Consider the following 21,914-nt stretch of genomic DNA (forward strand, 5'->3'; position numbering starts at 1 on the left):
AATGAGAATAATTCTTGTTAAAGCGATAAATATAGGTGAATTATGGCATTTCGTGTAGTTTTGGTCTGGATAGCCTTGTTGGCTTTTCCAGCATTCGCTTCGGACAAACTGATCCAATACATTGAATATATTGGTGCTGACTACAGCGCGGCAGTGGTCGATGGCAAGATTGTAAGCTCCGCTGAATACGGTGAAATGCAGGAGTTCTCATCCTTAATAGCAGAAGAAGTTGCCACAGCCCCACAAGCATTGCAGCAACAATCTGCTCAGTTAAAACAACTCATTGCTGATAAAGCAGCAGAAAAAGATATTCAGGCCTTAACTGCCCTGATGCGTCAAAGCGTCATTGCTGCCATGCCCTCCATTCCTTTGCCTAAACAAAGCCCGGATTTAAAACGCGGTGAAGCCTTGTTTGCCACCAACTGTGCCGCTTGTCATGGCGCAACAGCTATGGGTGATGGCGCAGCTGGCGCTCAGATGGACCCTGCCCCGACTAACTTTCATGAAGTAGAACGTTATCAGGCCCGCAGTGCTTATGGTTTGTTTAATACCATTACTTTAGGTGTAACGGACACCGGCATGGCATCCTTCGCTCATCTGGATGAACAAAGCCGCTGGGATCTGGCGTTTTATGTCGGTCATATCGCGGGAAAAGGTTTAGATACCAGTAAAGTACCAGAGGCCATGATTGAAAGCGGTGCAGTAAAAGATTTACTTACCGCGACTCCAAAGGATGTGATCAAACTCTACCCTGACTTTGGCGCAGAGCTGATGAGCCTGTTCAGAAGCCAGCCAGAGCGTTTTTTCCAGGCTCAAAGTAAAGATCCGCTAGTGATAGCACAGCTGAAATTACAACTCTCTGCTGATTTATACAGCCAAAATCCACAAGCTGCTTATGATCAAGCGGTGTCTGCTTATCTGGATGGTTTTGAACTGGTAGAAAACCCATTGGGGACAGTCAATGTTGAGCTGCGTGACCAGATTGAACACGCCATGATGGGCCTGCGCCAACTCCTGAAAGACCCGGCGCAAAAAGATGTTGTGGCACCTCGTATTGCCGAAATTCAAAGCCTGTTAAAACAAGCTCAGGCTGAGTTATCAGAAACACAATTGAGTGGCATGAGTGTATTTTTGGCTGCGCTGCTGATTTTATTACGTGAAGGTTTAGAAGCGTTATTGGTGGTAGCTGCTATTTACAGCGTCGCGGTAAAAACCGATAAACCCGCATTGCGCCACACTGTGCATATTGGCTGGGTGGGGGCTTTGGCATTAGGTGTTGTGACCTGGTTTATTTCCAGCTTTGTGATTGATATCTCAGGTGCATCCCGTGAACTGACCGAGGGTTATACCGCACTGATCGCAGCTGCTATTTTGTTCTACATGGGATTCTGGATGCACAGCAAAACCAGCGCCAAAGAGTGGAGTAACTTTATCCAGCATAAAGTACAAAATGCCGTATCAGGCGGTGCTTATTTTGGTTTAGGTTTGGTGGTATTTTTAGCGGTTTACCGTGAAGCCTTTGAAACTATTCTGTTTTATCAGGCCTTGTGGTTGCAGGGCGGAGAACAGGCACAGCAAAGCTTTATCGCTGGTATAGCTTCAGCTTTAGTGCTGCTGGCTATTTTAGGTCTGGCAGTGTTTAAGTTCGCGCTGAAGTTACCACTGAAAACCTTCTTTGGCAGCACTGCTTTGCTGATGCTGGTTCTGGCCATCGTCATGGCGGGCAAAGGTATTGCTGCATTGCAGGAGGCTGGTACTTTATCAGTTAGTCAGTTGAACCTGCCTACTATTAGCTGGTTAGGTTTCTACCCTAATACTCAGGGTGTAATTTTACAGTCAGTTTTAGTGCTGATAGCTCTGGTCTATCTGGTTCGCAGCCGCAAAGGCTAAACTCAGGGGTCAGAGTCTTGACTCTGACCCCTGCAGTTTCCAAAGCTTTAGGCAGTTTCGATCTGTGGGTCAGAGCTCTGACCCACCAATTGCCCCAGCAGCTCACAATCCATTTTTTGTTGTTCTGCGTAGTCCACACAAGCCTGTACCAGTTCATCCATCACTTTAGGCAGATAGTTCACTACGGCTTGTTCAAAGCGGAATGAGCGTCTGTCGCCTCTGCTGTGTGCTAAGGCCAAAGTTCGTCCACAGGCCTCGGCATACTCGGCCAGTTCTTCGCCTGGCGCTTTTTCAGCAAAACAGACATCTTCCGGATCGACATCCACATTGGCGTGATGCAGCGAACGCACCAAATAATGAGCACCATTCCAGTAATGTTCATCCAACACCAGATCTGGCCGGCGTTGCATTAATCTCTGACAATCCACCGTTAAATGGGCCGCATTTAAACGGTTGACCGGACTTAAATCAGGGAAGAAGTACAAAGGTGCAGCGTCACGTTGTTGTTTGGCCTCGACCACATGGCACAGCGCTAAGTCTTGTTCTGAATGGATATGTTTTGGCCCAACCAACAAATAATAGCGCTGCATATTCAACGAGCCAGTGCCAGCACCCTGGCGGGTCACTATATCCAAAATATCGTCGCTGACATAAGGCCGGAAGCCAGACTCCACCTCGTTGTAGAGCTCGGATGGTAAGCGGATGAATTTCGCAGAGTCCTGTTTAAAGCAAAGAGGCCGGGCCGACAGGTCAACACTTTTGGCTAAGGTACTTTTACGTAAAAAGTCTTCACCTTTGGCTGAGCGTTTAATTGCTTTTTTTAACACAGGTTTAAGTACATGATTTTTCGAAAAATCGTCCAGTACTGAATACCTTAATTCTGGCTCTTCCAAAATAGCCTGACATTGAGCTGTATAGGCCAGCAAAAAGGCGCGCACTGCTTGCACAGCATCTTTGGCAGACACCACCTGCAGAGTATCCAGCTCCAGCTTGTTGTCATTGGCATAACGTTGCTGCTTTAAACCCTGGCAGTACTCAGCCGCTAATAAAATACTCACCGCATAACGGCTCCAATCCCAAACCGCATGACCAACACAGGCATCATCAAAATCGTTGGGGGCAAAAATCACTCTGTCCCCGGACGAGCCTTCTTCGGTAAAAAAACCGAAGTTGGATAAATGACAATCCCCTACTACTGTGGTCAGCGGGATTTTCGTCGTTAATAGCTCAGGCAACTTCAGTACTGAATTTTTGATATCCGCATAAAACAGCCCGGAACTGCCGCGTAAAAAGCGGAAGGGGTTTAATGCCATTTTCTGATGTTTGGTCAGGGCAGGATCTACGCCAGGTGTAACTGAATCTGTGCGTTTGAATTCCTGTTGTAATTGCTGAATACGTGACTCTGATTGCATAACATCCTCAATAAATTCTTGCATCTATTTATTGATAGTACGCTAGTCGGCACAAAAACAAGTGGGGTAAGCGGATTAAATGGTTGATCTTACCTTTGCATGAGAGTGAGACAGACCGGCATCTCATCGGATTATCTGGTTGATGCTTCACCTACTGCTGGTGCATGTTTCCTTCGCTAATTCCAGCAAGAACCCCACACGCCTCAACTTCCCGGTCATCGTTGCAACTCGCTCTCAGTGAAACGAGTTGTTTCTCAAGCGCTTGCAGAGCGGTTATCTGCGACCGCACATGAGAGATGTGATCATCGAGCAAGGCGTTGACGGCGGTACAAGGCTGATGAGGGTCGTCCTGATAGCTCTGTAGTTCGTGAATCTCAGCCAGTGACAGGCCCAGGATTCTGCAGCGACGGATGAAGGCCAGCCCCTCACCATGCTTCTCGGTATAGACACGGTAACCGTTGTCCTGCCGATCAGGCGGCGGCAACAAGCCCTGCTGTTCATAGAAGCGGATCGTCTGTGTTTCGACCCCTACCAACTGCGCCAACTGACCAATGCGCATCAGCCTCCTCCCCAACGGATTCTTTACTCTATTGACCTTATAGTAGCTTTATAGTTTTAAATGGTACCACAACATTGTTCAAGTGGAGTCGTATCATGAGCAAATCCTGTGGTGGCGCCTGTGGCGGTGATGCAACGTCCGCAGCGGATACCGATATACAGGCCTCCTCCGAGGCGCCAGGGAGATGGGTCAGTGTTTATGCCGTGCCGAAGATGGACTGTCCATCAGAAGAACGAATGATTCGCCTAGCCCTGAACGGCTTTGAGGAGATTCGGGCGCTGTCCTTCGACTTGTCGAACCGCCGGCTGAAGGTCGTGCATGACGGCGAGGTCGAGCCCGTCACCTCGAAACTGAAGACCTTGGGGCTAGGCGCCTCGCTTCAGGAAACCGTCGCTGCAAATCCGGAGACCATCAAGGCCGCCGAGTTTTCGGCAGCTTCTGCTAAGCAAGAATCCGGGACCCTGCGCTGGTTGCTCGGCATCAATGCACTTCTGTTCGTGGTGGAAATGACTGCCGGTCTGATCGCCCGGTCCACCGGCCTGATTGGAGAATCCCTGGACAATTTTGCCGATGCGGCGGTGTACGGGCTTGCCCTTTATGCGGTTGGACATAGCGTGAAAATGCAGGTACGTGCCGCGCATCTTGCTGGTGTACTGCAACTGATCTTGGCTGTGGGCGTGCTCGTAGAGGTGGTGAGACGCTTTGTATTCGGTAGTGAGCCTGAATCGCTGGTGATGATGGCTATCGCATTCGTCGCATTGATTGCCAATACCAGTTGTCTGCTGCTCATATCCAAACATCGGGAAGGCGGGGCGCACATGAAGGCAAGCTGGATATTCTCGGCCAACGACGTGGTGATCAACCTGGGGGTCATCACCGCCGGCGCCCTGGTCGCGTGGACCGGTTCCAATTATCCGGATCTGATTATCGGCACCATCGCGGGGGGCATTGTACTTAACGGTGCCAGACGCATTTTGGCGTTGAAGGGTTAAATAATGCTCATTATTGGCAAAAAGCTCTCGCCGTATGCCCTATTGTCCATATCGGGCCTGCTGGCAGCGTCTGATCAGGCTGTAAAGTGGCTGGTGCAGCAATCAATGGCCTATGGCGAGTATGTTTCGGTGACCCCGTTCTTTAACTGGGTGCACCTATGGAACACCGGTGCCGCATTCAGTCTTTTTGCGAATGGTGGAGGCTGGCAGCGCTACTTTTTTATCGGAATCGCGGTAGTGGTCTCGATTTTTCTGATCAAGCTGATCCTTGAAAATCGTCATAAAGGAGAAGCCATCGCTTACAGTCTTATCCTCGGTGGCGCCATGGGCAACCTGATTGACCGGGTCTTTCGCGGCTATGTTGTGGATTCCTTTGATTTCTATTGGCGAGACTGGCATTGGCCGGCCTTCAACCTGGCTGATATTGCAATTGTCCTCGGTGCCTTACTTTTCGTTTCCAGCAGCTTGTTGGGTAAAAAAGCAAACACCAATGCCGAGCCGGATGGATCTGACTGACACCTACGCCTATACAATTCCGCGCCTTCCGGGGTGAAGGCGGCATCGAGCGGAATTTCTTTGCAGCATACGCAGCAGGTGGTGCAACTGGCAGTGTTCGGGGCGTTTGCGTTCATGGTGGTACTCCTCCAGATTGGTAGCGAAGCTCAAAGCTGCCCACTCTCGGCTGGCTGGGAAGCGGTCATGATCTTCCCTTGAAGGCCCGCAGCAGCCGCGTCACAGACAGGACAAACAAGCCGGTCAGCGTGAGGGCTGCAATACCCCAGTGCTCCCCGATGAACGCGCCGGCCGTCGTGCCGGCTAGCACAATGGCGAGAATCGGCAAATGGCAGGGACAGGTGAGCACGGCCAGCGCGCCCCACAAGTAGCCGGTGATCGGTTTGTGCGTCTCAGACGGCAAGTGCTCTGGGCTGTTCATGGCAGACTCTCCGCGTGCTGTGCCGGTTCGGTTGGCATGGCGGCCAGTTGCATTTCGAGGCTGGCCAGGGCCTCGCGCCGACGCTCGACGAGTTGCCGCAACACGGCAAGCTGCGCAGACGCACCGTCACCGTCCGCAGCATCCAGCGCCCGGCACAGCCGCGCCAGTGCGTCCAGGCCGATACCCGCTTCGAAGGCAGCCCGTACAAAGCGCAGCCGTTGCAACGCGGTGTCATCGAACAAGCCGTAGCCGCCCGTGGTGCACGCGACCGGCCGTAGCAATCCGCGCAGCAGGTAGTCGCGCACGATATGCACGCTCACCCCGGCATCAAGGGCCAGCCGGGACACTGTGTAGGCGCTCATTGAACACCTCCTTTTCCTCATCCGGCGCAGCACGAAAGCTGCTTCACGTCCTTGCTGAAGGTCTGCGCCGCGAGCTTCAGCCCTTCGACCATGGTCAGGTAGGGGAACAATTGGTCGGCCAGTTCCTGCACGGTCATACGGTTGCGAATGGCGAGCACCGCCGTCTGGATCAGTTCACCCGCTTCCGGGGCCACCGCTTGCACGCCGATGAGCCGTCCGCTACCTTCCTCGATGACCAGCTTGATGAAGCCGCGTGTGTCGAAGTTGGCAAGCGCACGCGGCACGTTGTCCAAGGTCAAGGTGCGACTGTCGGTCTCGATCCCGTCGTGATGTGCTTCCGCCTCGCTGTAGCCCACGGTGGCGACCTGCGGGTCGGTGAACACCACGGCCGGCATTGCGGTCAGGTCCAGGGCCGCATCGCCGCCAGTCATGTTGATCGCAGCACGGGTGCCGGCCGCTGCCGCCACATAGACGAACTGAGGCTGGTCGGTGCAGTCGCCAGCCGCATAAATGTGTGGCGTACTGGTGCGCATGCCCTTGTCGATGACGATGGCCCCCTGCGCATTGGCAGCGACTCCCGCCGCTTCCAATGCCAGGCTGCGCGTGTTCGGTGCCCTGCCAGTGGCGACCAGCAGCTGGTCGGCGCGTATTTCACCGTACCCGGTGGTCAGCACGAATTCGCCGTCAACATGCGCGACCTGGCTGGCTTGCGTGTGTTCCAATACCTTGATCCCTTCGGCACGGAACGCGGCTGTAACGGCCTCGCCAATGGCAGGGTCCTCGCTCGCAAACAACGTGCGCCGCGCCAGGATCGTGACTTCGCTGCCCAGCCGTGCAAACGCCTGCGCCAGTTCCAGCGCTACTACTGAGGCACCGATTACTGCGAGCCGTTTCGGAATGGTCTCGCTAACCAGCGCTTCGGTGGAAGTCCAATAGGGGGTTTCTGCAAGACCAGGCAACGGCGGAATGGCTGCGCTCGCGCCGGTAGCAATGAGACAGCGGTCAAACGCCACTTCGTGCCAGTCCCCTTCTGCAGCTTCCACGATAAGCGTGTGGCCATCCTTGAAACGGGCGCTGCCTCGTACCAGATTGATTGACGGATTGCTTTCGAGGATGCTTTCATATTTGGCAATTCGCAGCTCGTCCACGCGCGCCTGTTGCTGGACAAGCAAACGGTCACGCGAGACAACAGGCGGCGTCGCAGTGAGCCCCACGTCAAAAGGACTTTCACGGCGCAGATGAGCGATATGGGCTGCCCGAATCATGATCTTGGAGGGAACGCAACCCACGTTGACGCAGGTGCCGCCGATAGTCCCGCGCTCGATCAGCGTGACCCGGGCACCGTTTTCCGCCGCTTTGAGCGCAGCCGCCACAGCGGCTCCGCCGCTACCGATAACCGCCACATGTAACTGACCGGCCAGCTCCTCCACCGCGCGGTCACCGCTCAGCCACTGGGCGGCTCTGCCAAGAAGTCCTGGCCGTTCAGCACTGCGCCTTTTGCTTTCCACTTCGTCTGCAGGCTTAGCACGATAACCAAGTGCCCCCACTGCCGTCACGAGTGCCGATACGTCAAGCCTATTGCCCGTGACCTGCGCCCTGTTCGCCGGATAATCGACAGACGCTCGTATCACGCCGGGAACCGCCAGCAGCGCGTCCTCAACGTGCTTTGTGCAACTTGGGCAAGTCATGCCCGCCACGCTCAGACCAACTTCGTTTAATTCTTGCATTTTGCTCTCTCTTTCATCCGTTATGCCCAAGCCGACTCGTACAACGCCTCGGTAACTGGATCAGTTTTTCGCATCAGCGAACAGGCTCCGTACGTCATTTACAGGTTGTGCACGGAATGACTGACAGTAGAATCGCCAGAACAACATCTCTATCTGGCTCTGGCGACGCCGCCGTCATTTGATGCCTTATTTCTTCAGTTCAGAAGGGTAGCCCACGTCCGTCGTCGCCTTGATCAACTCATGCACACTGGTCTTGGTATCATCGAAGGTGACAACCGCTTCGCGTGGTTCGAAGGTAACGTCAACTTTATCAACGCCTTCAATCCTGGAAATCGCCATTTTGACGGTGATCGGGCAAGTCGCGCAGGACATTCCGGGAACGGACAACGTGACCGTCTGCGTGGCGGCCCAGGCAGGGACAGCGAAGGTAGCGGCAAGGGCAAGAGCGGTAAGCAGTTTTTTCATGATTTTTCCTCAATTAGTAGAACAGGGGCATTACATACGGGAACGTTAGTGCAACGACAACTAGCGCAGCCACAATCCAAAAGATGACTTTGTACGACGTCTTGGCTTGTGGGGCAGCGCATACATCGCCAGGCTCGCATGCTTGCGTAGTCCGGAAGATGCGGCGGTAGGCAAAGAACATTGCTATCAATGCCGCACCGAGAAAGATGGGGCGGTAAGGTTCCAATGCCGCCAAGTTACTCATCCAAGCGCCGCTGAATCCCAAGGCGATCAAAACCAGCGGCCCCAGGCAGCAGGCCGACGCAAGAATGGCGGCCAGCCCACCGGCGAAGAGCGCGCCGCGCCCGTTTTGTGGTTCAGACTTTTGTGGTTCAGACTTTTGTGGTTCAGACTTTTGTGGTTCAGACATACGCTTGTCCTTTCAAATTTGGTTTGGATAGCTTAAGCTTACTTCCGTAGTTATGTACGGAGTCAAGCGATATGCAAATTAATTTTGAGAATCTGACCATTGGCGTTTTTGCCAAGGCGGCCGGGGTCAATGTGGAGACCATCCGGTTCTACCAGCGCAAGGGCCTGCTGCCGGAGCCAGACAAGCCCTATGGCAGCATTCGCCGCTATGGCGAGGCGGATGTAACACGAGTGCGGTTCGTGAAATCGGCCCAGCGGCTGGGCTTTAGCCTGGACGAAATCGCCGAGCTACTGCGGCTGGAGGATGGCACCCATTGCGAGGAAGCCAGCGGCCTGGCCGAGCACAAGCTCAAGGATGTGCGCGAGAAGATGGCCGACTTGGCACGCATGGAGGCCGTGCTGTCTGAACTGGTGTGCGCCTGCCATGCGCGGAAAGGGAACGTTTCCTGCCCGCTGATTGTGTCACTGCAAGACGGAACGAAGCTCGCTGCATCGGCGCGGGGGAGTCACGGGGTGACTACGCCTTAGCGTGCTTTATTTTCCGAATTCTGAGACGACCCCTACCTGAACAAGCGCTACCGCTGCATTCTGACCAACATTGAGGAGCGAACCCTGCTCGACCTGCTGGCCACCCGCCGCCAGGACGTGGTGACCAACTACCTGATGAAGCTGAAAGACCGGCAGAAGGTCGAGATCGTCAGCATGGACATGTGGAACCCCTACCGGGCAGCGGTCAAGGCTGTGCTGCCCCAGGCCCGTATCGTGGTCGATAAGTTCCATGTGGTGCGCATGGCCAACGATGCCCTAGAGAGAGTGCGCAAGGGCCTCAGAAAGGAGCTGAAACCGTCCCAGAGCCGGACTCTCAAGGGAGACCGGAAAATCCTGCTGAAACGCGCTCACGAAGTCTCAGACCGGGAGCGCCTCATCATGGAGACCTGGACAGGCGCGTTCCCGCAACTGCTGGCCGCCTACGAGCACAAGGAGCGCTTCTACGGCATCTGGGACGCCACCACACGGCTCCAGGCAGAAGCCGCCCTGGACGAGTGGATAGCCACCATCCCGAAGGGCCAAAAGGAAGTCTGGAGCGATCTGGTCAGGGCAGTGGGAAACTGGCGCGAAGAGACCATGACCTACTTCGAGACGGACATGCCCGTCACCAACGCTTACACGGAGTCCATCAACCGACTGGCCAAGGACAAGAACCGTGAAGGGCGCGGTTACTCCTTCGAGGTGATGCGGGCACGAATGCTCTACACCACGAAGCACAAGAAGAAGGCACCGACTGCGAAGGTCTATCCTTTCTACAAGAAAACCATCGGTTACGGACTGCCGGACTTCGCAGAGGAACTCAACTACGGAGTCGATCTATCAACCATCTGAGGGTGGTATCAGATTGATGGGGTGAAGGTGCCCCATCAACCATTAAATCCGTATACCCTTTTATTCATCGTGCGAATTTTCAGCGCTGCAATGATTTCACAGTACTGTTCCAGTTCAGCCTGGGGAATGACTCTGGGTTTACCCGCATCACTGCGGCGGATGGATTTTGGCTGGTACAAATTGCGTAAGTGTCGGTACAAGGAACTTTCTGAAATGCCGTAGAGAGCGGTGGCCTGTGTAATGATGTCACGTCGCTGGGCACAGCGCGGCGGTAAGCCTTCCAATCGATGGTAGAGATCAATCAAAACCTCCTGTGCAATACCACGCTTCGCTGAGTTCATGGCATCACCTGAGACCAACGCTGCCAATACCAACGCCCTGAAGTCGCAAGTACTTATAAAGAGTGGTCTTGGAAATACTGAGCTGTGCTGCAATTTGTTGTGCGCTGAGGCTGCCTTGCTTATATAGAGCTTCAGCCGCAATGGCCACATTTTGTGCTTCCTTGCTAAGTCCAGGTGGTCGCCCGCCATTGCGACCACGAGCCCGAGCCGAAGCCAGGCCTGCTTTCGTGCGCTCCCTGATTAAATCCCGTTCAAATTCTGCAATCGAAGCAAACACATTCGTGATAAGGCGGCCTTGTGGCGTGGTGGTGTCAACTGGGTCGTTCAGACTGCGAAGACCAATCTGCCGTTCAGTCAGTTGGTTCATCAGATGCACCAAATGCTGTAACGACCGCCCGAGTCGGTCCAGCTTGTATACAACAATGATGTCGCCAGCTCTGAGCTGGCCAAGCAAATCATCAAGACCAGGTCTTTTAGTTTTTGCGCCGGAGGCCACATCTCTAAAAACACGTTCACAACCGGCGTTTTTAAGTGCGTCTTCCTGCAGGTCAAAACTTTGTCCTTTGGTGCTGATCCGGCAGTACCCAAAAATCATCAAATAACCCTGAATCGTTCATTTAATTAAGTGAAAGAGTATGGTTCTGAACGCTGATTTCATCAACCAGTTAACTGAACGGATTCTGCCGTATTTTGGTCAGAGTTGCGCGGGGCTTGGGTTGGTTCATAAATACGTTCGTTTGATTGGACTTGTGTGTGAGCTAACTTTAAGGAGTTTCAGCAGTGGAACCCTCGATTCAGAATGAAGTATCGAGGGTTCTCAGGCTACGTCATTTTACAGTGAAGCTAATTTTATTGGTTATCTCGTGTAAATCTCGTCCCTTTACCATATAACTGATCGTATATTGACCTGCCGGTAAACAAGGCAGCTGAACGCGATGTTCCCAGTTTGTAGTGCTCCTTGGCTGAAACCCTACGTCAATCGGTGTCCCTTTCGCATCAAAGAGCATGAACTGCTTGAGTTTATGCTTTTGAGTGAATCGGACATAGAACGTATCTGGGCATGTTGGAAACACTTCGCCATCAGCAGGAGAGACTTTCCGGGTGATGGGGTGCGCTTCGGCTATGTTTGGCCACAACACTAAAGCCATGGTAACTATCAACAGCAGTTTGATAAGACGCATACATCCTCCTTTGAGGATAAAACGCAGCTTTCGCTGCGTTCATTAGGTTATTTGTTTGACCGGATAAGCCGGCACAACGCGGGCAATACCACCAGGGTTAGCAAGGTTGACGAAATAATGCCGCCAATCACCACTGTTGCCAGTGGCCGCTGAATTTCCGCGCCGGTCCCGGTGTTAAATGCCATGGGCACAAAACCAAGACTTGCCACCAACGCCGTCATCAGTACCGGTCTTAAACGGGATAAAGCGCCATTTTCAATCGCCTGACGCCATCGCTGACCTTCTTCCTGCAATTGCTTAACAAAGCTCACCAGCACGATGCCGTTCAGCACAGCGATCCCTGATAGCGCAATAAAGCCAACAGCCGCAGAAATAGACATCGGCATGTCACGCAGCACTAAGGCAAAAACACCACCGGTCAGTGCCAGTGGCACACCACTGAACACCACCAATGAATCCCGCCAGGAATTTAACGCGCTATAGAGCAAGGCGAATATCAACAGCAGCGTCAACGGCACAACAATGGATAGTCGTTCCGATGCAGACTGCAGTTGCTTGAAGGTGCCGCCATAATCCACCCAATAGCCATCAGGCAGGGCAACATCGGCCATCACCTTTTGCACATCCTGGATAAAACTGCTGATATCCCGGCCATCAACGTTGGCGGTGACCACCACATTACGTTTGCCACTTTCCCGGTTGATTTGGTTGGGACCCACAATTTCATTGATGCGGGCAATTTCACCGAGTGGTACATAACGCAGCTCTGCTGAATCATCGACCGGCAAGGCCACGGGGATTTGCGCCAGTGCCGATGGATCTTCCCGCAGTGACTCCGGTAAGCGCATCAATAACTTAAAGCGCCTGTCGCCTTCATACATCAAGCCCAGTTCCCGACCGCCAATGGCAGTTTGGATCACCTGCTGCATCATCGCGACATCCATCCCCACCAATGCCAGGTGGTCGCGCTCCGGCTCAATCGAAATCATTGGTAGCCCGTCGGCTTGCTCCATCCGGGTATCCACAGCTCCCGGCACGTCAGCCAACACAGCAGCTACTTTCGCGCCGACGGCATTCAGTGCATCCAGATCATCACCGTAAATCCGAATAGCTACATCCGCTCTGACACCCGCAATCAACTCGTTAAAGCGCATCTCGATCGGCTGCGTGAACTCGTAATTGTTGCCGGGGACTTTTTCCACGATAGCCCTAATACGCCGCTCTACATCTGCTTTCGTATCCGAAGGCTCTGGCCACTGGCTGCGCTCTTTGAGCATGATGAAGGTATCTGCGACATTCGGTGGCATCGGGTCGGTTGCTATCTCCGGAGTGCCAATTTTTGAGAAGACCCGTTCCACTTCAGGCACCTGTGCAATTTTTGCTTCCAGCGCCAATTGCATCTGAACGGATTGCGCGAGGCCGGTGCCGGGAATACGCATGGCATGCATCGCAATATCCCCTTCATCGAGCTGAGGTAAAAACTCACTGCCCATTCTGGAGGCCTGCCACACAGAGCCACCGACCAGTAGCAGGGCTGTAATGGCAACAAGCAACGGCTGACCCAATGCAAATTTCAGCATCGGATGGTACGTGCGACGCACGGCAACCATCAGGCGGTTTTCTTTCTCAGAGATAGGACCACTGACAAACAACCCGATGGCCGCTGGCACAAAGGTCAGCGCCAGGATCATGGCACCCAATAATGCTGCAATCACGGTGAAAGCCATTGGCTCGAACATTTTGCCTTCGACACCACTGAGCGCAAAGATCGGCAGGTACACCAGCATGATGATAAAAACCCCAAACATTGCAGGCGTGATCACCTCTTTTGTGGCGTGATAGACAATCTCCAGCCGTTCCGACAGCGTCAGCAACCGACCGTGATGATGCTGGGCCATGCCTAAGCGGCGCAGGCAGTTTTCAACCACGATCACCGCCCCATCGACAATCAGGCCAAAGTCAATCGCACCAAGGCTCATCAGATTGCCGCTCATTTTATTGGCTGCCATCCCGGAAATGGCAAACAACATACTCAGGGGGATCACCAGTGCCGTGATAATGGCGGCGCGGATGTTACCCAAAAATAAAAACAGCACGACAATCACCAGCACCGCGCCCTCAAACAAATTGCGCTTTACTGTGTCGACGGTTTTATCAACCAACACTTCCCGGTTGTAGCTGATTTCCGTTTGCACGCCTTTGGGTAACCGCTGATTAATATCTGCAAGCTTCAGGGCAACATCCTGTGACACGGTTCGGCTGTTTTGGCCAAGCAACATCATCACCGTGCCAAGGACCACTTCCTGTCCGTCCTGCGTCGCTGCGCCGGTGCGAAGCTGTTTGCCGATAGCCACCTGCGCGACGTCTTTGACCCGGACCGGGGCATCATCGCGTTTTGTCACGACCAGCTCTTCAATCTCGGTAATTGACTTCAGCTGACCTGGTGAGCGGATCAACCATTGTTCCCCATTGCGTTCAATGTAGCCTGCACCGATATTGGCATTGTTGCGCTCTAAGGCATCGGCAAGATCATCCAGCGTCAGCTTAAACGCCAGCAATTTGACCAGATCAGGGGCAACCTGATATTCGCGGACAAAACCACCAATGGTATTGATTTCCGTCACGCCTTTGACTTTCAGCAACTGGGGTTTGATCACCCAATCCTGAATGGTCCGCAGATCTTCAGCGGTATAAGGCTTGCCATCTGCGTTCAGTGCCTCGCCGGTGGCTTTGACGGTATAGGAAAAAATCTCGCCAAGCCCCGAGACAATAGGCCCCATTTCCGGCTCAATGCCTGGTGGAATATCCTGACGGGCCATCTGTAACCGCTCTGCCACTTGCTGTCTGGCCCAATAAATATCGGTGCCTTCTTCAAAGACGACGGTCACCTGAGACAAACCATAGCGGGATAATGAGCGGGTGTACTCCAGCTGTGGCAGACCCGCCATCGCGGTTTCGACCGGATAGGTGATGCGCTGCTCAGATTCAAGCGGGGAATAACCAGGCGCAGCCGTATTGATTTGGATCTGCACATTGGTAATGTCGGGAACCGCATCAACCGGCAGTCGTAATGTCTGCCAGACGCCCACGCCGAGGATCAGCAGTCCGAAGACCATCATCATCCACGGGCGACTGAGCGATAGTCGCAATATATTCTGGATCATGGCTGGCTCCTAGTGTTCATGGCTGGCGCCAGACTTCAGGATGTCGGCTTTGATTAAAAAACTATTCTGGGTGACCACCTCAACGTATTCTTCCAGACCTGACAACACCTCGATAAAGCTATCGTCACTGGCACCAAATTCCGGCATTCGCACTTCATAAATATCGCCTACCCGGATGAACACAACGGTCTCACCGTTAAATTCCTGCAGGGCTGATTTCTTCACGATTTGGCGCGCTTCCACCGAGGCCACTTCCACATCGGCTTTCACGTGCATACCCGGACGCCAGTACCCGTTGTCATTACGCACAACGGCACGGGCTCTGGCGATATGGCCACCGGTCATTTGTGGCGCAATATATTCAATCTGGCTGGAAGTTTGCTCTTCGCCATGAACATCACGCACGACCACCGGATTGCCCCGCGCCATTTTGGCGGTATCCCCCGGAAAGGCCGACATTTCGACATACACGGTGGATAAATCACTGATCTCCACTAACGCCTGGTCCGATACCTTTTCTCCGGGATTCACAAACCGGTTAGTAACTTCACCGTCCGACAACGCCTTAATGCTGTAATTTTTTAATGTCGCTGCGTTTTGTACCGTGGCCACAACCTGACCCGCTTTGACCTTGTCGCCAATCCGCACCGCCACACTTTGCACGACGCCCGGATAGACCGCACTGAGCCTGCTTTGCTGCTCTGGGATCACCGATACCACACCAAACAAATGCGCCTGAGTGCGAATACGACCTGAAGTCACAGGCTCGCTGATTAAACCGGACTCTTTTGCCACATCCGCTTCAAGTTCGGTGCGTCCCTCGTAGGACTCAAAGTGCCAGGTATGATTTTGACCTTTGGCACTGAGTGCAACTTCCACTTCAAATGAATGCGGCTCTGCGACCGGCTCCTGACTGACCAGCATGTCACCACGTGGGCGCAAAGTCAGCACATCCCGACGACCTCCCAGACGCTCCAGTGTCAGTCCGGCCTGATAAGTCCCGGGGGCCAGAGGCTCTCCATTATCAGATGCAAATAAACGAAACTCTGGTTTGCCGCCGTTTTCACTGAGCACAACTTCCAGTGTCAGCGAGCCTTTTTCCAGTAAATGCCCGCCATTGGGGCCTTTTCTCTCTTCGGTTTGTGCGTGTTCGTCAGCATGGTCATGCTCTTCGCTGGCTTGTAACGGGCCACAAAACCCTGTGAATGCCGTTAGCAGTAAAGCCGTTGATATAAAACGGATGTAATTCATCATATTGTTATTCCTTCATGCGGGATGGTAATGCAGCAGGTCCGTTGACCACTAAAGGCATTCCCACCAGACGTTCGAGTTCGACTAACTGACGGTGAAACTGGGCCTGAGCGTCAATCATGTTGCGTTTGGCGCTTAGCAAATCTTCATGGGCAGAGAGCAAATCCGTCATATCAAAGATGCCGGTCTCATACCCTTTAAGTGTGCTTTGCACGACCGACTCCGCCGCCGGAAGAATGGCCTGTTGCTGATCATGGATTTGCTCTGAAAGCAGGGTTAATTGCTGATATAACCGGCCCGTAGAGAGCTGCAATTGCTGACGACTGAGCTTTAACTGATGCGCTGAACGCTCTGAAGTCACCCTCGCTGCTTCAATCTCACCGGCATTGGGGTTTGAAAGTGCCAGAGGCATGCTGACACTGAGCACAAACGCATTCTCATTCAGCTGCTCGTTACGGCGCACCCCAGCCCCGACCGTAAGATCGGTTTGGCCATTGGCGATCGCCAGATTTTGCAGCGTGCCCGCCAAACGCTCCTGTGTCAGATAGAACCCAAGTTGTGGCGAGCTATCAAGCGCTGCCAGCATCTCATTGAGCGATGGCAGCATCGGCAACACCGCCAACTGCCCCTGCACCGTATCGAAATCCGGTTCATTGGACCAATTGGCGGCTAACTGACGCACTGCGACCTGCAGTTCGGCTTTGAGCGCTTTTAAATCCATCTGGCTTTTGAGCACCCGACTTTTCAGCCGCAATACATCCGCGTCAGTGACTAGTCCTGCCCGTGACCGCTCTGTCGCGACCTGCAGTGCGTTTTGCTCCATCACCAGGCGTTCAGCGGTCCAGCTGCGCACCGTCTGCAATTCCAACACATCCAGATAGTCGGTCATGGTTTTGGCCAGAACATCCACCCGGTCGAGTTCGTATTGGGCCTGTGTCAGTGCTTTCCCTGCACTTGCGCTCTCCAGACGGCGCTGACGCTTGTCGCCAAGTTCAATGAGCTGACTCAGTGTCAGCGTAAGCTCTGCGCTTTTAACGCCGCTGAGGCTGCCATTTCCAAGGACGTTCTCCACAGAAACACCAAGCTCAGGGTTTGGTTTAAGACCAGCTTGTAGGGTTTTAGCTTCATCAATCCGAAGCTGATAAGGATAAAGTTGCAGTTGTGGACTGCTCGTTAAAGTTCTTTCTAACGCTGTAGTGATCGCAAGCTCTTGCGCCGTCACCGAAAAAGATGCGACACACAGCAATGCCAAGGCAACAGCGCCTTTGCAATAAGGGCGGGACATAGAAATTCTCCGTCAAATGTAAAATCACGTTGTTAACTAAAAACGATGATCTCAGGCATTTGGCGGGGGCACAGCAGGAGCGTACGTCATGCTGAAGGCTTCAGCACGGGAAAACGGAACTATGGTCTGAACAACGGTCTCTGCCGCTGCGCTTGTCATATAAGCGACAAAACACATCACATGCACATGGGGCTCATGTGGGTCGTCAACATCATTGACGGCCTCATTGGCGTGAGATGTTTGATGTTCATTGTGTTGGTGCGCAGCATTATCCCCGAAAGAAATCAGATTATGATGTTCTGTCGGTAAATGTACGACAATGCTGTCACAGGCTACAAAAGCATGATTAAGCATAATCGTAAACATAAACCACAATATCCATCGGGAATAGTTAGACACAACAATCCTTTATGTTAAGTGCGTAGCGCTAATATACGTCTTGCACCATCAAGGACAATTATCCCAATGATACCGCCAATCACTAAATCCGGATAGCCCGATCCCGTCCAGGCGACTAGGCCACCGGCAACAATCACCCCGAGGTTCGCCAGAACATCATTGGTCGAGAATATTTTGGTCGCTTTCATATGCGCACCGTCACTGCGTGACTGTGAGATGAGATAAAGACATAAAGTGTTCGCTATAAGTGCCACACTCGCCATTACAATCATCAGCGTCGACATGGGTTCAGTGCCAGCCCAAAACCGTCGTGCTACTTCGAACAACACACCGGCTGCAAGCAACGCCTGCAACCAACCTGAAAGATGGGCTGCCCTGACTTTTTTGGCGGCGCTAAGGCCAACAGCCAGCAAGGCTACGCTGTAGACGGCGGCATCGGCCAGCATATCTAACGAGTCGGCAATAAGACCGGTGGATTGCGCCCAAAGTCCAACCATCAGTTCTGTGACGAACATCACGGCGTTAATCGTCAACAATTGCTGTAATAGCTTACGTTCGTCGGCATCAGCTTTGCTGTTTTCAACTGACGCTGTTGGATCGGCCTGAAACGGCGCTGAGCTCTGTATTGCAGCACCTAAATTTAATGCTTCCAAGCGTTGGGTGATGGCGTCAGGACTACCTTGATGCACCACATCAAGTTGCCGGTCTTGCAGGAAAAATTGTAACTGTTGCACCTGCGGCAAGGCACCAAGCGCCATCCGGATCAGATTTTCTTCTGAAGGACAGTCCATCTTGCGAATGTGGTAGCGGGTTTTGTGGCACAACTCAGATGCAGGACACTCTGGCAGCAGAGCATTTTCAGAGACTTGCACTTGGGTTTTACATTGGCAATCTGACATAGCGGCCTCACTTTCAACAAGATACGGCCATTAAAAACTATAAAGCCACTTTAAGGTCAATAGTTTTTTCAACGATGTTGCTTACAATCACTGGCACATGGATGCAGCAGATTTTTCAGGATCTCACAGTCTTTCGCCTGATGGTCGTCCTGACAAAGCTCCCGCAACACCTGTAAATCCGATTTTAATTGATGAAGTTGGGTTAATTGCGTGTCTAAATGCCCCAATTGCTCATCAATCAGCGTATTGACCTGCCCGCAAGGCAGGGTAGGATCTTCACGAAACTTCAATAGTTGCCGGACCAACGACAGACTCATATCAAAGGCCCGGCAATGCCGGATAAATTGTAAATCTTCAAGGTGGTGCTGTTGATAGGTTCGATATCCGGATGATGTTCTTGCCGGAGCAGCTAACAATCCCAACTTTTCATAATATCGGATGGTTTCCGTTTCACATCCTGCCAACGCTGCCAGCTCTCCAATTTTCATTGCCCTTCACCAACTCTAAAGTTACTTTAAGCATCAAATGTATCATAATGCAGCGGGCGGAAACTGCATTTTTTTGAGCAGGTATAGTGTGATGGAACCGAAGGTATTGCTCGCTTATTTTGAATACTTGGCGCTGGCTGAACAAGCGCGCAAGTCAAAGGACTATGAGAGAAGTTTTTCGAATCTGGAGTTTGCCCACATTCTTGGTCAGCAAGACGTTTTGTGTCATCTGCAGGTGCATTTGCAGATGCTTTGGCTGGCCCTTTGCACCGCAGACTGGCGCGAAATTGCTGGCCAAAGCTATCGGTTGTTCTTAATGCCGTTTGGTCACCTTTTTAATCGCTTGCCGCTTGGCAATACGGGGCGTTCGAATGTCAGCGCATTTAAGCCGATGCCCGTTCCGAAAAAGCTAAGAGAAATTTTAACAACGATAGGGAAAAAATAGAATTCGGGCTCTTCACCCTGTGCGAGGTCGATAACTTCGAATGTTAAATCTGGCACCGACAAAGCATCAAATCATTTTGATTTGACATTGTCGAGATTCAACTATACTGAGGACATATTGGCTGACAATTTTGAGGATCGCTAAATGGGAAATGTGCTCAGTGAAGCATTTATTGCACTGCCGTCGTTACCTGGTGACTGGCCAAACGAAATTCTTCTCCTCGATGCAAAATGGCTGGCATTTCACCACGAAATTAACGGGCCAATCACGATTGCAAAGACTAAGTTCACGATTGACAACGGATTAGGATGGAGGGCTCTCATCGCCGACGGCTCAAATAACTTCGTTTTGGTCAGTTCAGACGAGCTGGATTCAACTGATTCATACGTTGACCTCATTGATTTACTGGGACACCGGCTCATAGTCATGCCATGGCAATCGCTAATCATCCAGCTAGACGGACCGGCGATAATCCAAGGGGCCTGTTTTATTGAATACATCACACGGTAACGGTGACCATATGTCCATCTATTGGAGTGTTGATTTTACAGGCTTACTAACAGCAGACATACAAAGAGACTGCGAGAATGAGTTTCAGACGCAAATGAACAAAACAGAAGGAGAAATATTCATTTGGGCAAACTCTCATTTTGGTAGTATTAATCTGAACCATCCGGGGCCAGCATCGCAAGCAGTCTTGCAGTATTTTGCAAACTGCAGTTGCCCCATATCGGGAGTCCTGCTTGCGCTTAGTTTGTACCCGTATACGTCAGATATCTGGCCAATCCGATCAGAAGATATGTCGTTTAAATATCTATTTCATTCGATAGAGATAATTCTAAATATCCGAACTGACAAACGCATACATCAATTGCTCTATCAGTTCGAACAATCCATTAAATTCAAGCAAGCCATGCATATTGCAACTATTTTCATCAGCGAGCGGTGTATATCAGCTAATATATGCCCAGAGGTGATGATGTACGTTCGTAAAGTGCACGCGGAGCCGATGGTACTGCAATGAATGGGTTTCGAATACCAGGTGACGATACCAAATGGCAGATAGTTTGCGATAGGCTTGAGATAACGCATTCCGTTCGACGCTATCAGAAGCTATGTGAATACTTAAGTCACAAAGTTTCAATGGCTATTGGGTTCAAAACTTATCTCAATTGTGTTTCGAGCAGACTTGTTTGTGCGGTAATACACCAGTTAACTGGTGTAGCTATCACTGCATCAAATTTATGCTTATACAAGCAACATGAGGTTGATTTAGTCGGTGAAGTTGCCAAACTACTGTCACTACCTATCGTTAATGGGATCAATTGTCAGGTTAAACTGACCGAAAATGGCCAATTATTTTTTTATCCAATGCCTAATGCTCCTTCCCTTGCCCTGAAGAGCCACATGGAGAACCGAGGCGTATCAGTCCGTGATACTTTATATCAATATTGGAACGTGAATGGCGATTACAGAGTAGGCGATAGACGAAATTGGCCCTCCCCTTTTTTATTGAATTTATTTCGCCAATATCCTGACCTGATGATTAAGGCTCCGGTCTCACACGACACTCCAGTGCGTCATGGTCGACTGCTCAGACACCTAAGCCGTAAATTTTCATCATCGCAAAGACTTGCCATAAATCAGTTGGAGTTAGAAACAATCATTCATGAATTCTGCCAGCAAGATTTAAAGCAATCGCGAAAAATACAGGCTTGGCTTCCGTCGGTCGGAGATATCACACAGGTCAGATATGTCGAAACACTCACTTCCGAAATACGTCAAAGCCCATATTTTTACATCAAAAATGTTTGCCCGCATAGAATAGCTAAAATTGGTAGCGCGGATCGAAGTAACCATCGTGTAAAATCCGACGACCTCGGCGTGATTGTTGCCCTGAACTCACGGCCTGAAACAGGTGACGCGCAACGGATTGAATCGATTATAAGAAGTGAACTAGCAAAGTTTCATATCCATCCAATTGACGGAAAAAAAGACCACTACGCGATGCATCTTATTGAACTTGCCCCGCTGGTGTTAAATATATTGGCCAACAAAAAATCACTTCATCCTTTACTTCACAGCATCACAGCAACGAGCACTTCAAAGTAAACAAAATGTTGAAAGCACATCGGTTGCAAAGCGTCTACCTGATTTATCTCCACAATCAGTCTTTTACTAGCCATTGCCCTCTCACAGAATGCACAACGCAAACTTCATTCTTGCGCTAAGTGTTGAATTGCACCCAGAAGTGATCCACTACCCCCCCAGATTTGCATCGAAAACTGATCCACATTTTTAATCAATCCTGTCCGGTTCTGGCAGGAGAATG

General features: G+C 51.7%; 23 protein-coding genes and 2 pseudogenes. 8 read left to right on the forward strand and 17 right to left on the reverse strand.

The genetic code is table 11. The features are described from left to right. The first annotated feature begins 42 nt into the window (after window positions 1-42). Window positions 43-1,890, forward strand: a complete 1,848-nt coding sequence (locus ACFO3I_RS18410) for an FTR1 family protein (protein ID WP_377336589.1) — start codon at window positions 43-45, stop codon at window positions 1,888-1,890. A 47-nt stretch (window positions 1,891-1,937) separates the two neighbouring features. Here ACFO3I_RS18410 and ACFO3I_RS18415 read toward each other — a convergent pair whose 3' ends face one another. Further along, window positions 1,938-3,302 (reverse strand): DUF2252 family protein, encoded by a 1,365-nt coding sequence (locus tag ACFO3I_RS18415; RefSeq protein WP_134057851.1) that lies wholly within the window; start codon window positions 3,300-3,302, stop codon window positions 1,938-1,940. Window positions 3,303-3,453: 151 nt separating this feature from the next. After that, window positions 3,454-3,861: a Cd(II)/Pb(II)-responsive transcriptional regulator gene (cadR, locus tag ACFO3I_RS18420; protein WP_004364961.1), complete on the reverse strand. Its 408-nt coding sequence runs from the start codon at window positions 3,859-3,861 to the stop codon at window positions 3,454-3,456. A gap of 95 nt (window positions 3,862-3,956) precedes the next feature. Here cadR and ACFO3I_RS18425 point away from each other — a divergent pair, with 95 nt between their 5' ends. Both ACFO3I_RS18425 and lspA read left to right on the forward strand, forming a co-directional pair. After that, on the forward strand, window positions 3,957-4,853 hold the full coding sequence (locus ACFO3I_RS18425) for a cation efflux transmembrane domain-containing protein (protein WP_004364974.1): 897 nt from the start codon (window positions 3,957-3,959) through the stop codon (window positions 4,851-4,853). Window positions 4,854-4,856: 3 nt separating this feature from the next. Then, window positions 4,857-5,369, forward strand: a complete 513-nt coding sequence (lspA, locus tag ACFO3I_RS18430) for a signal peptidase II (RefSeq protein ID WP_004863699.1) — start codon at window positions 4,857-4,859, stop codon at window positions 5,367-5,369. Between the two features lie 11 nt (window positions 5,370-5,380). On the opposite strand, the pseudogene ACFO3I_RS18435 reads toward lspA, so the two are convergent. The 6 genes and pseudogenes from ACFO3I_RS18435 to merT all read right to left on the reverse strand — a co-directional run. Then, a pseudogene (locus ACFO3I_RS18435) lies at window positions 5,381-5,485 on the reverse strand (DUF3330 domain-containing protein); the annotation flags it as partial. Between the two features lie 65 nt (window positions 5,486-5,550). Further along, window positions 5,551-5,787, reverse strand: coding sequence for a broad-spectrum mercury transporter MerE (gene merE, locus ACFO3I_RS18440; protein ID WP_001087807.1), 237 nt, complete (start codon window positions 5,785-5,787; stop codon window positions 5,551-5,553). After that, on the reverse strand, window positions 5,784-6,149 hold the full coding sequence (gene merD, locus ACFO3I_RS18445) for a mercury resistance co-regulator MerD (RefSeq protein ID WP_001277463.1): 366 nt from the start codon (window positions 6,147-6,149) through the stop codon (window positions 5,784-5,786). Before merD ends, merE begins: the two co-directional genes overlap by 4 nt. A 17-nt stretch (window positions 6,150-6,166) precedes the next feature. Beyond that, window positions 6,167-7,876, reverse strand: coding sequence for a mercury(II) reductase (gene merA, locus ACFO3I_RS18450; RefSeq protein WP_001157002.1), 1,710 nt, complete (start codon window positions 7,874-7,876; stop codon window positions 6,167-6,169). 186 nt (window positions 7,877-8,062) lie between these two features. Further along, on the reverse strand, window positions 8,063-8,341 hold the full coding sequence (merP, locus tag ACFO3I_RS18455) for a mercury resistance system periplasmic binding protein MerP (protein WP_008950835.1): 279 nt from the start codon (window positions 8,339-8,341) through the stop codon (window positions 8,063-8,065). Between the two features lie 13 nt (window positions 8,342-8,354). Continuing rightward, the gene (gene merT / locus ACFO3I_RS18460) at window positions 8,355-8,750 is read right to left on the reverse strand and encodes a mercuric ion transporter MerT (protein WP_020833618.1); all 396 of its coding nucleotides are present in this window, start codon (window positions 8,748-8,750) and stop codon (window positions 8,355-8,357) included. A 71-nt stretch (window positions 8,751-8,821) separates the two neighbouring features. Between merT and merR the strand changes: the two genes are divergently transcribed. Both merR and ACFO3I_RS18470 read left to right on the forward strand, forming a co-directional pair. Then, entirely contained in the window at window positions 8,822-9,277 is a 456-nt protein-coding gene (gene merR, locus ACFO3I_RS18465; RefSeq protein WP_008609174.1) for an Hg(II)-responsive transcriptional regulator, read from the forward strand. Between the two features lie 24 nt (window positions 9,278-9,301). Continuing rightward, window positions 9,302-10,129: pseudogene (locus ACFO3I_RS18470) on the forward strand (ISL3-like element ISPst2 family transposase); the annotation flags it as partial. Window positions 10,130-10,164: 35 nt separating this feature from the next. On the opposite strand, the gene ACFO3I_RS18475 reads toward ACFO3I_RS18470, so the two are convergent. From ACFO3I_RS18475 to ACFO3I_RS18515, 9 genes are all read right to left on the reverse strand, one after another. Further along, the gene (locus ACFO3I_RS18475) at window positions 10,165-10,470 is read right to left on the reverse strand and encodes a hypothetical protein (protein ID WP_377336596.1); all 306 of its coding nucleotides are present in this window, start codon (window positions 10,468-10,470) and stop codon (window positions 10,165-10,167) included. A gap of 4 nt (window positions 10,471-10,474) precedes the next feature. Then, the gene (locus ACFO3I_RS18480) at window positions 10,475-11,065 is read right to left on the reverse strand and encodes a recombinase family protein (protein ID WP_377336598.1); all 591 of its coding nucleotides are present in this window, start codon (window positions 11,063-11,065) and stop codon (window positions 10,475-10,477) included. 232 nt (window positions 11,066-11,297) lie between these two features. Then, a complete protein-coding gene (locus ACFO3I_RS18485; protein WP_377336600.1) occupies window positions 11,298-11,651 on the reverse strand; it encodes a copper resistance CopC family protein in 354 nt (117 codons plus the stop codon). Between the two features lie 47 nt (window positions 11,652-11,698). Next, complete coding sequence (locus ACFO3I_RS18490; RefSeq protein WP_377336603.1) at window positions 11,699-14,815, reverse strand: efflux RND transporter permease subunit; 3,117 nt, start codon at window positions 14,813-14,815, stop codon at window positions 11,699-11,701. 9 nt (window positions 14,816-14,824) lie between these two features. Next, window positions 14,825-16,069: an efflux RND transporter periplasmic adaptor subunit gene (locus tag ACFO3I_RS18495; protein WP_377336605.1), complete on the reverse strand. Its 1,245-nt coding sequence runs from the start codon at window positions 16,067-16,069 to the stop codon at window positions 14,825-14,827. Between the two features lie 4 nt (window positions 16,070-16,073). After that, on the reverse strand, window positions 16,074-17,351 hold the full coding sequence (locus tag ACFO3I_RS18500) for a TolC family protein (RefSeq protein ID WP_147904819.1): 1,278 nt from the start codon (window positions 17,349-17,351) through the stop codon (window positions 16,074-16,076). A 51-nt stretch (window positions 17,352-17,402) separates the two neighbouring features. Next, window positions 17,403-17,717 carry a hypothetical protein gene (locus tag ACFO3I_RS18505; protein ID WP_377336608.1) on the reverse strand — a complete coding sequence of 105 codons (315 nt, stop codon included), beginning with the start codon at window positions 17,715-17,717 and terminating at the stop codon, window positions 17,403-17,405. 47 nt (window positions 17,718-17,764) lie between these two features. Further along, on the reverse strand, window positions 17,765-18,649 hold the full coding sequence (locus ACFO3I_RS18510) for a cation efflux transmembrane domain-containing protein (RefSeq protein ID WP_377336610.1): 885 nt from the start codon (window positions 18,647-18,649) through the stop codon (window positions 17,765-17,767). A 68-nt stretch (window positions 18,650-18,717) separates the two neighbouring features. Beyond that, window positions 18,718-19,137, reverse strand: coding sequence for a Cd(II)/Pb(II)-responsive transcriptional regulator (locus ACFO3I_RS18515; protein ID WP_377336612.1), 420 nt, complete (start codon window positions 19,135-19,137; stop codon window positions 18,718-18,720). A gap of 91 nt (window positions 19,138-19,228) precedes the next feature. On the opposite strand from ACFO3I_RS18515, the gene ACFO3I_RS18520 reads away from it, so the two are divergent. From ACFO3I_RS18520 to ACFO3I_RS18530, 3 genes are all read left to right on the forward strand, one after another. After that, window positions 19,229-19,582 carry a DUF3703 domain-containing protein gene (locus tag ACFO3I_RS18520; protein WP_377336614.1) on the forward strand — a complete coding sequence of 118 codons (354 nt, stop codon included), beginning with the start codon at window positions 19,229-19,231 and terminating at the stop codon, window positions 19,580-19,582. Window positions 19,583-19,726: 144 nt separating this feature from the next. Then, complete coding sequence (locus tag ACFO3I_RS18525; RefSeq protein ID WP_377336616.1) at window positions 19,727-20,092, forward strand: hypothetical protein; 366 nt, start codon at window positions 19,727-19,729, stop codon at window positions 20,090-20,092. A 633-nt stretch (window positions 20,093-20,725) separates the two neighbouring features. Then, window positions 20,726-21,694, forward strand: a complete 969-nt coding sequence (locus ACFO3I_RS18530) for a hypothetical protein (protein ID WP_377336618.1) — start codon at window positions 20,726-20,728, stop codon at window positions 21,692-21,694. The last annotated feature ends 220 nt before the right edge of the window (window positions 21,695-21,914 follow it).

Source organism: Rheinheimera marina, assembly GCF_042654345.1.
GTDB classification, from domain to species: Bacteria; Pseudomonadota; Gammaproteobacteria; order Enterobacterales; family Alteromonadaceae; genus Pararheinheimera; species Pararheinheimera marina.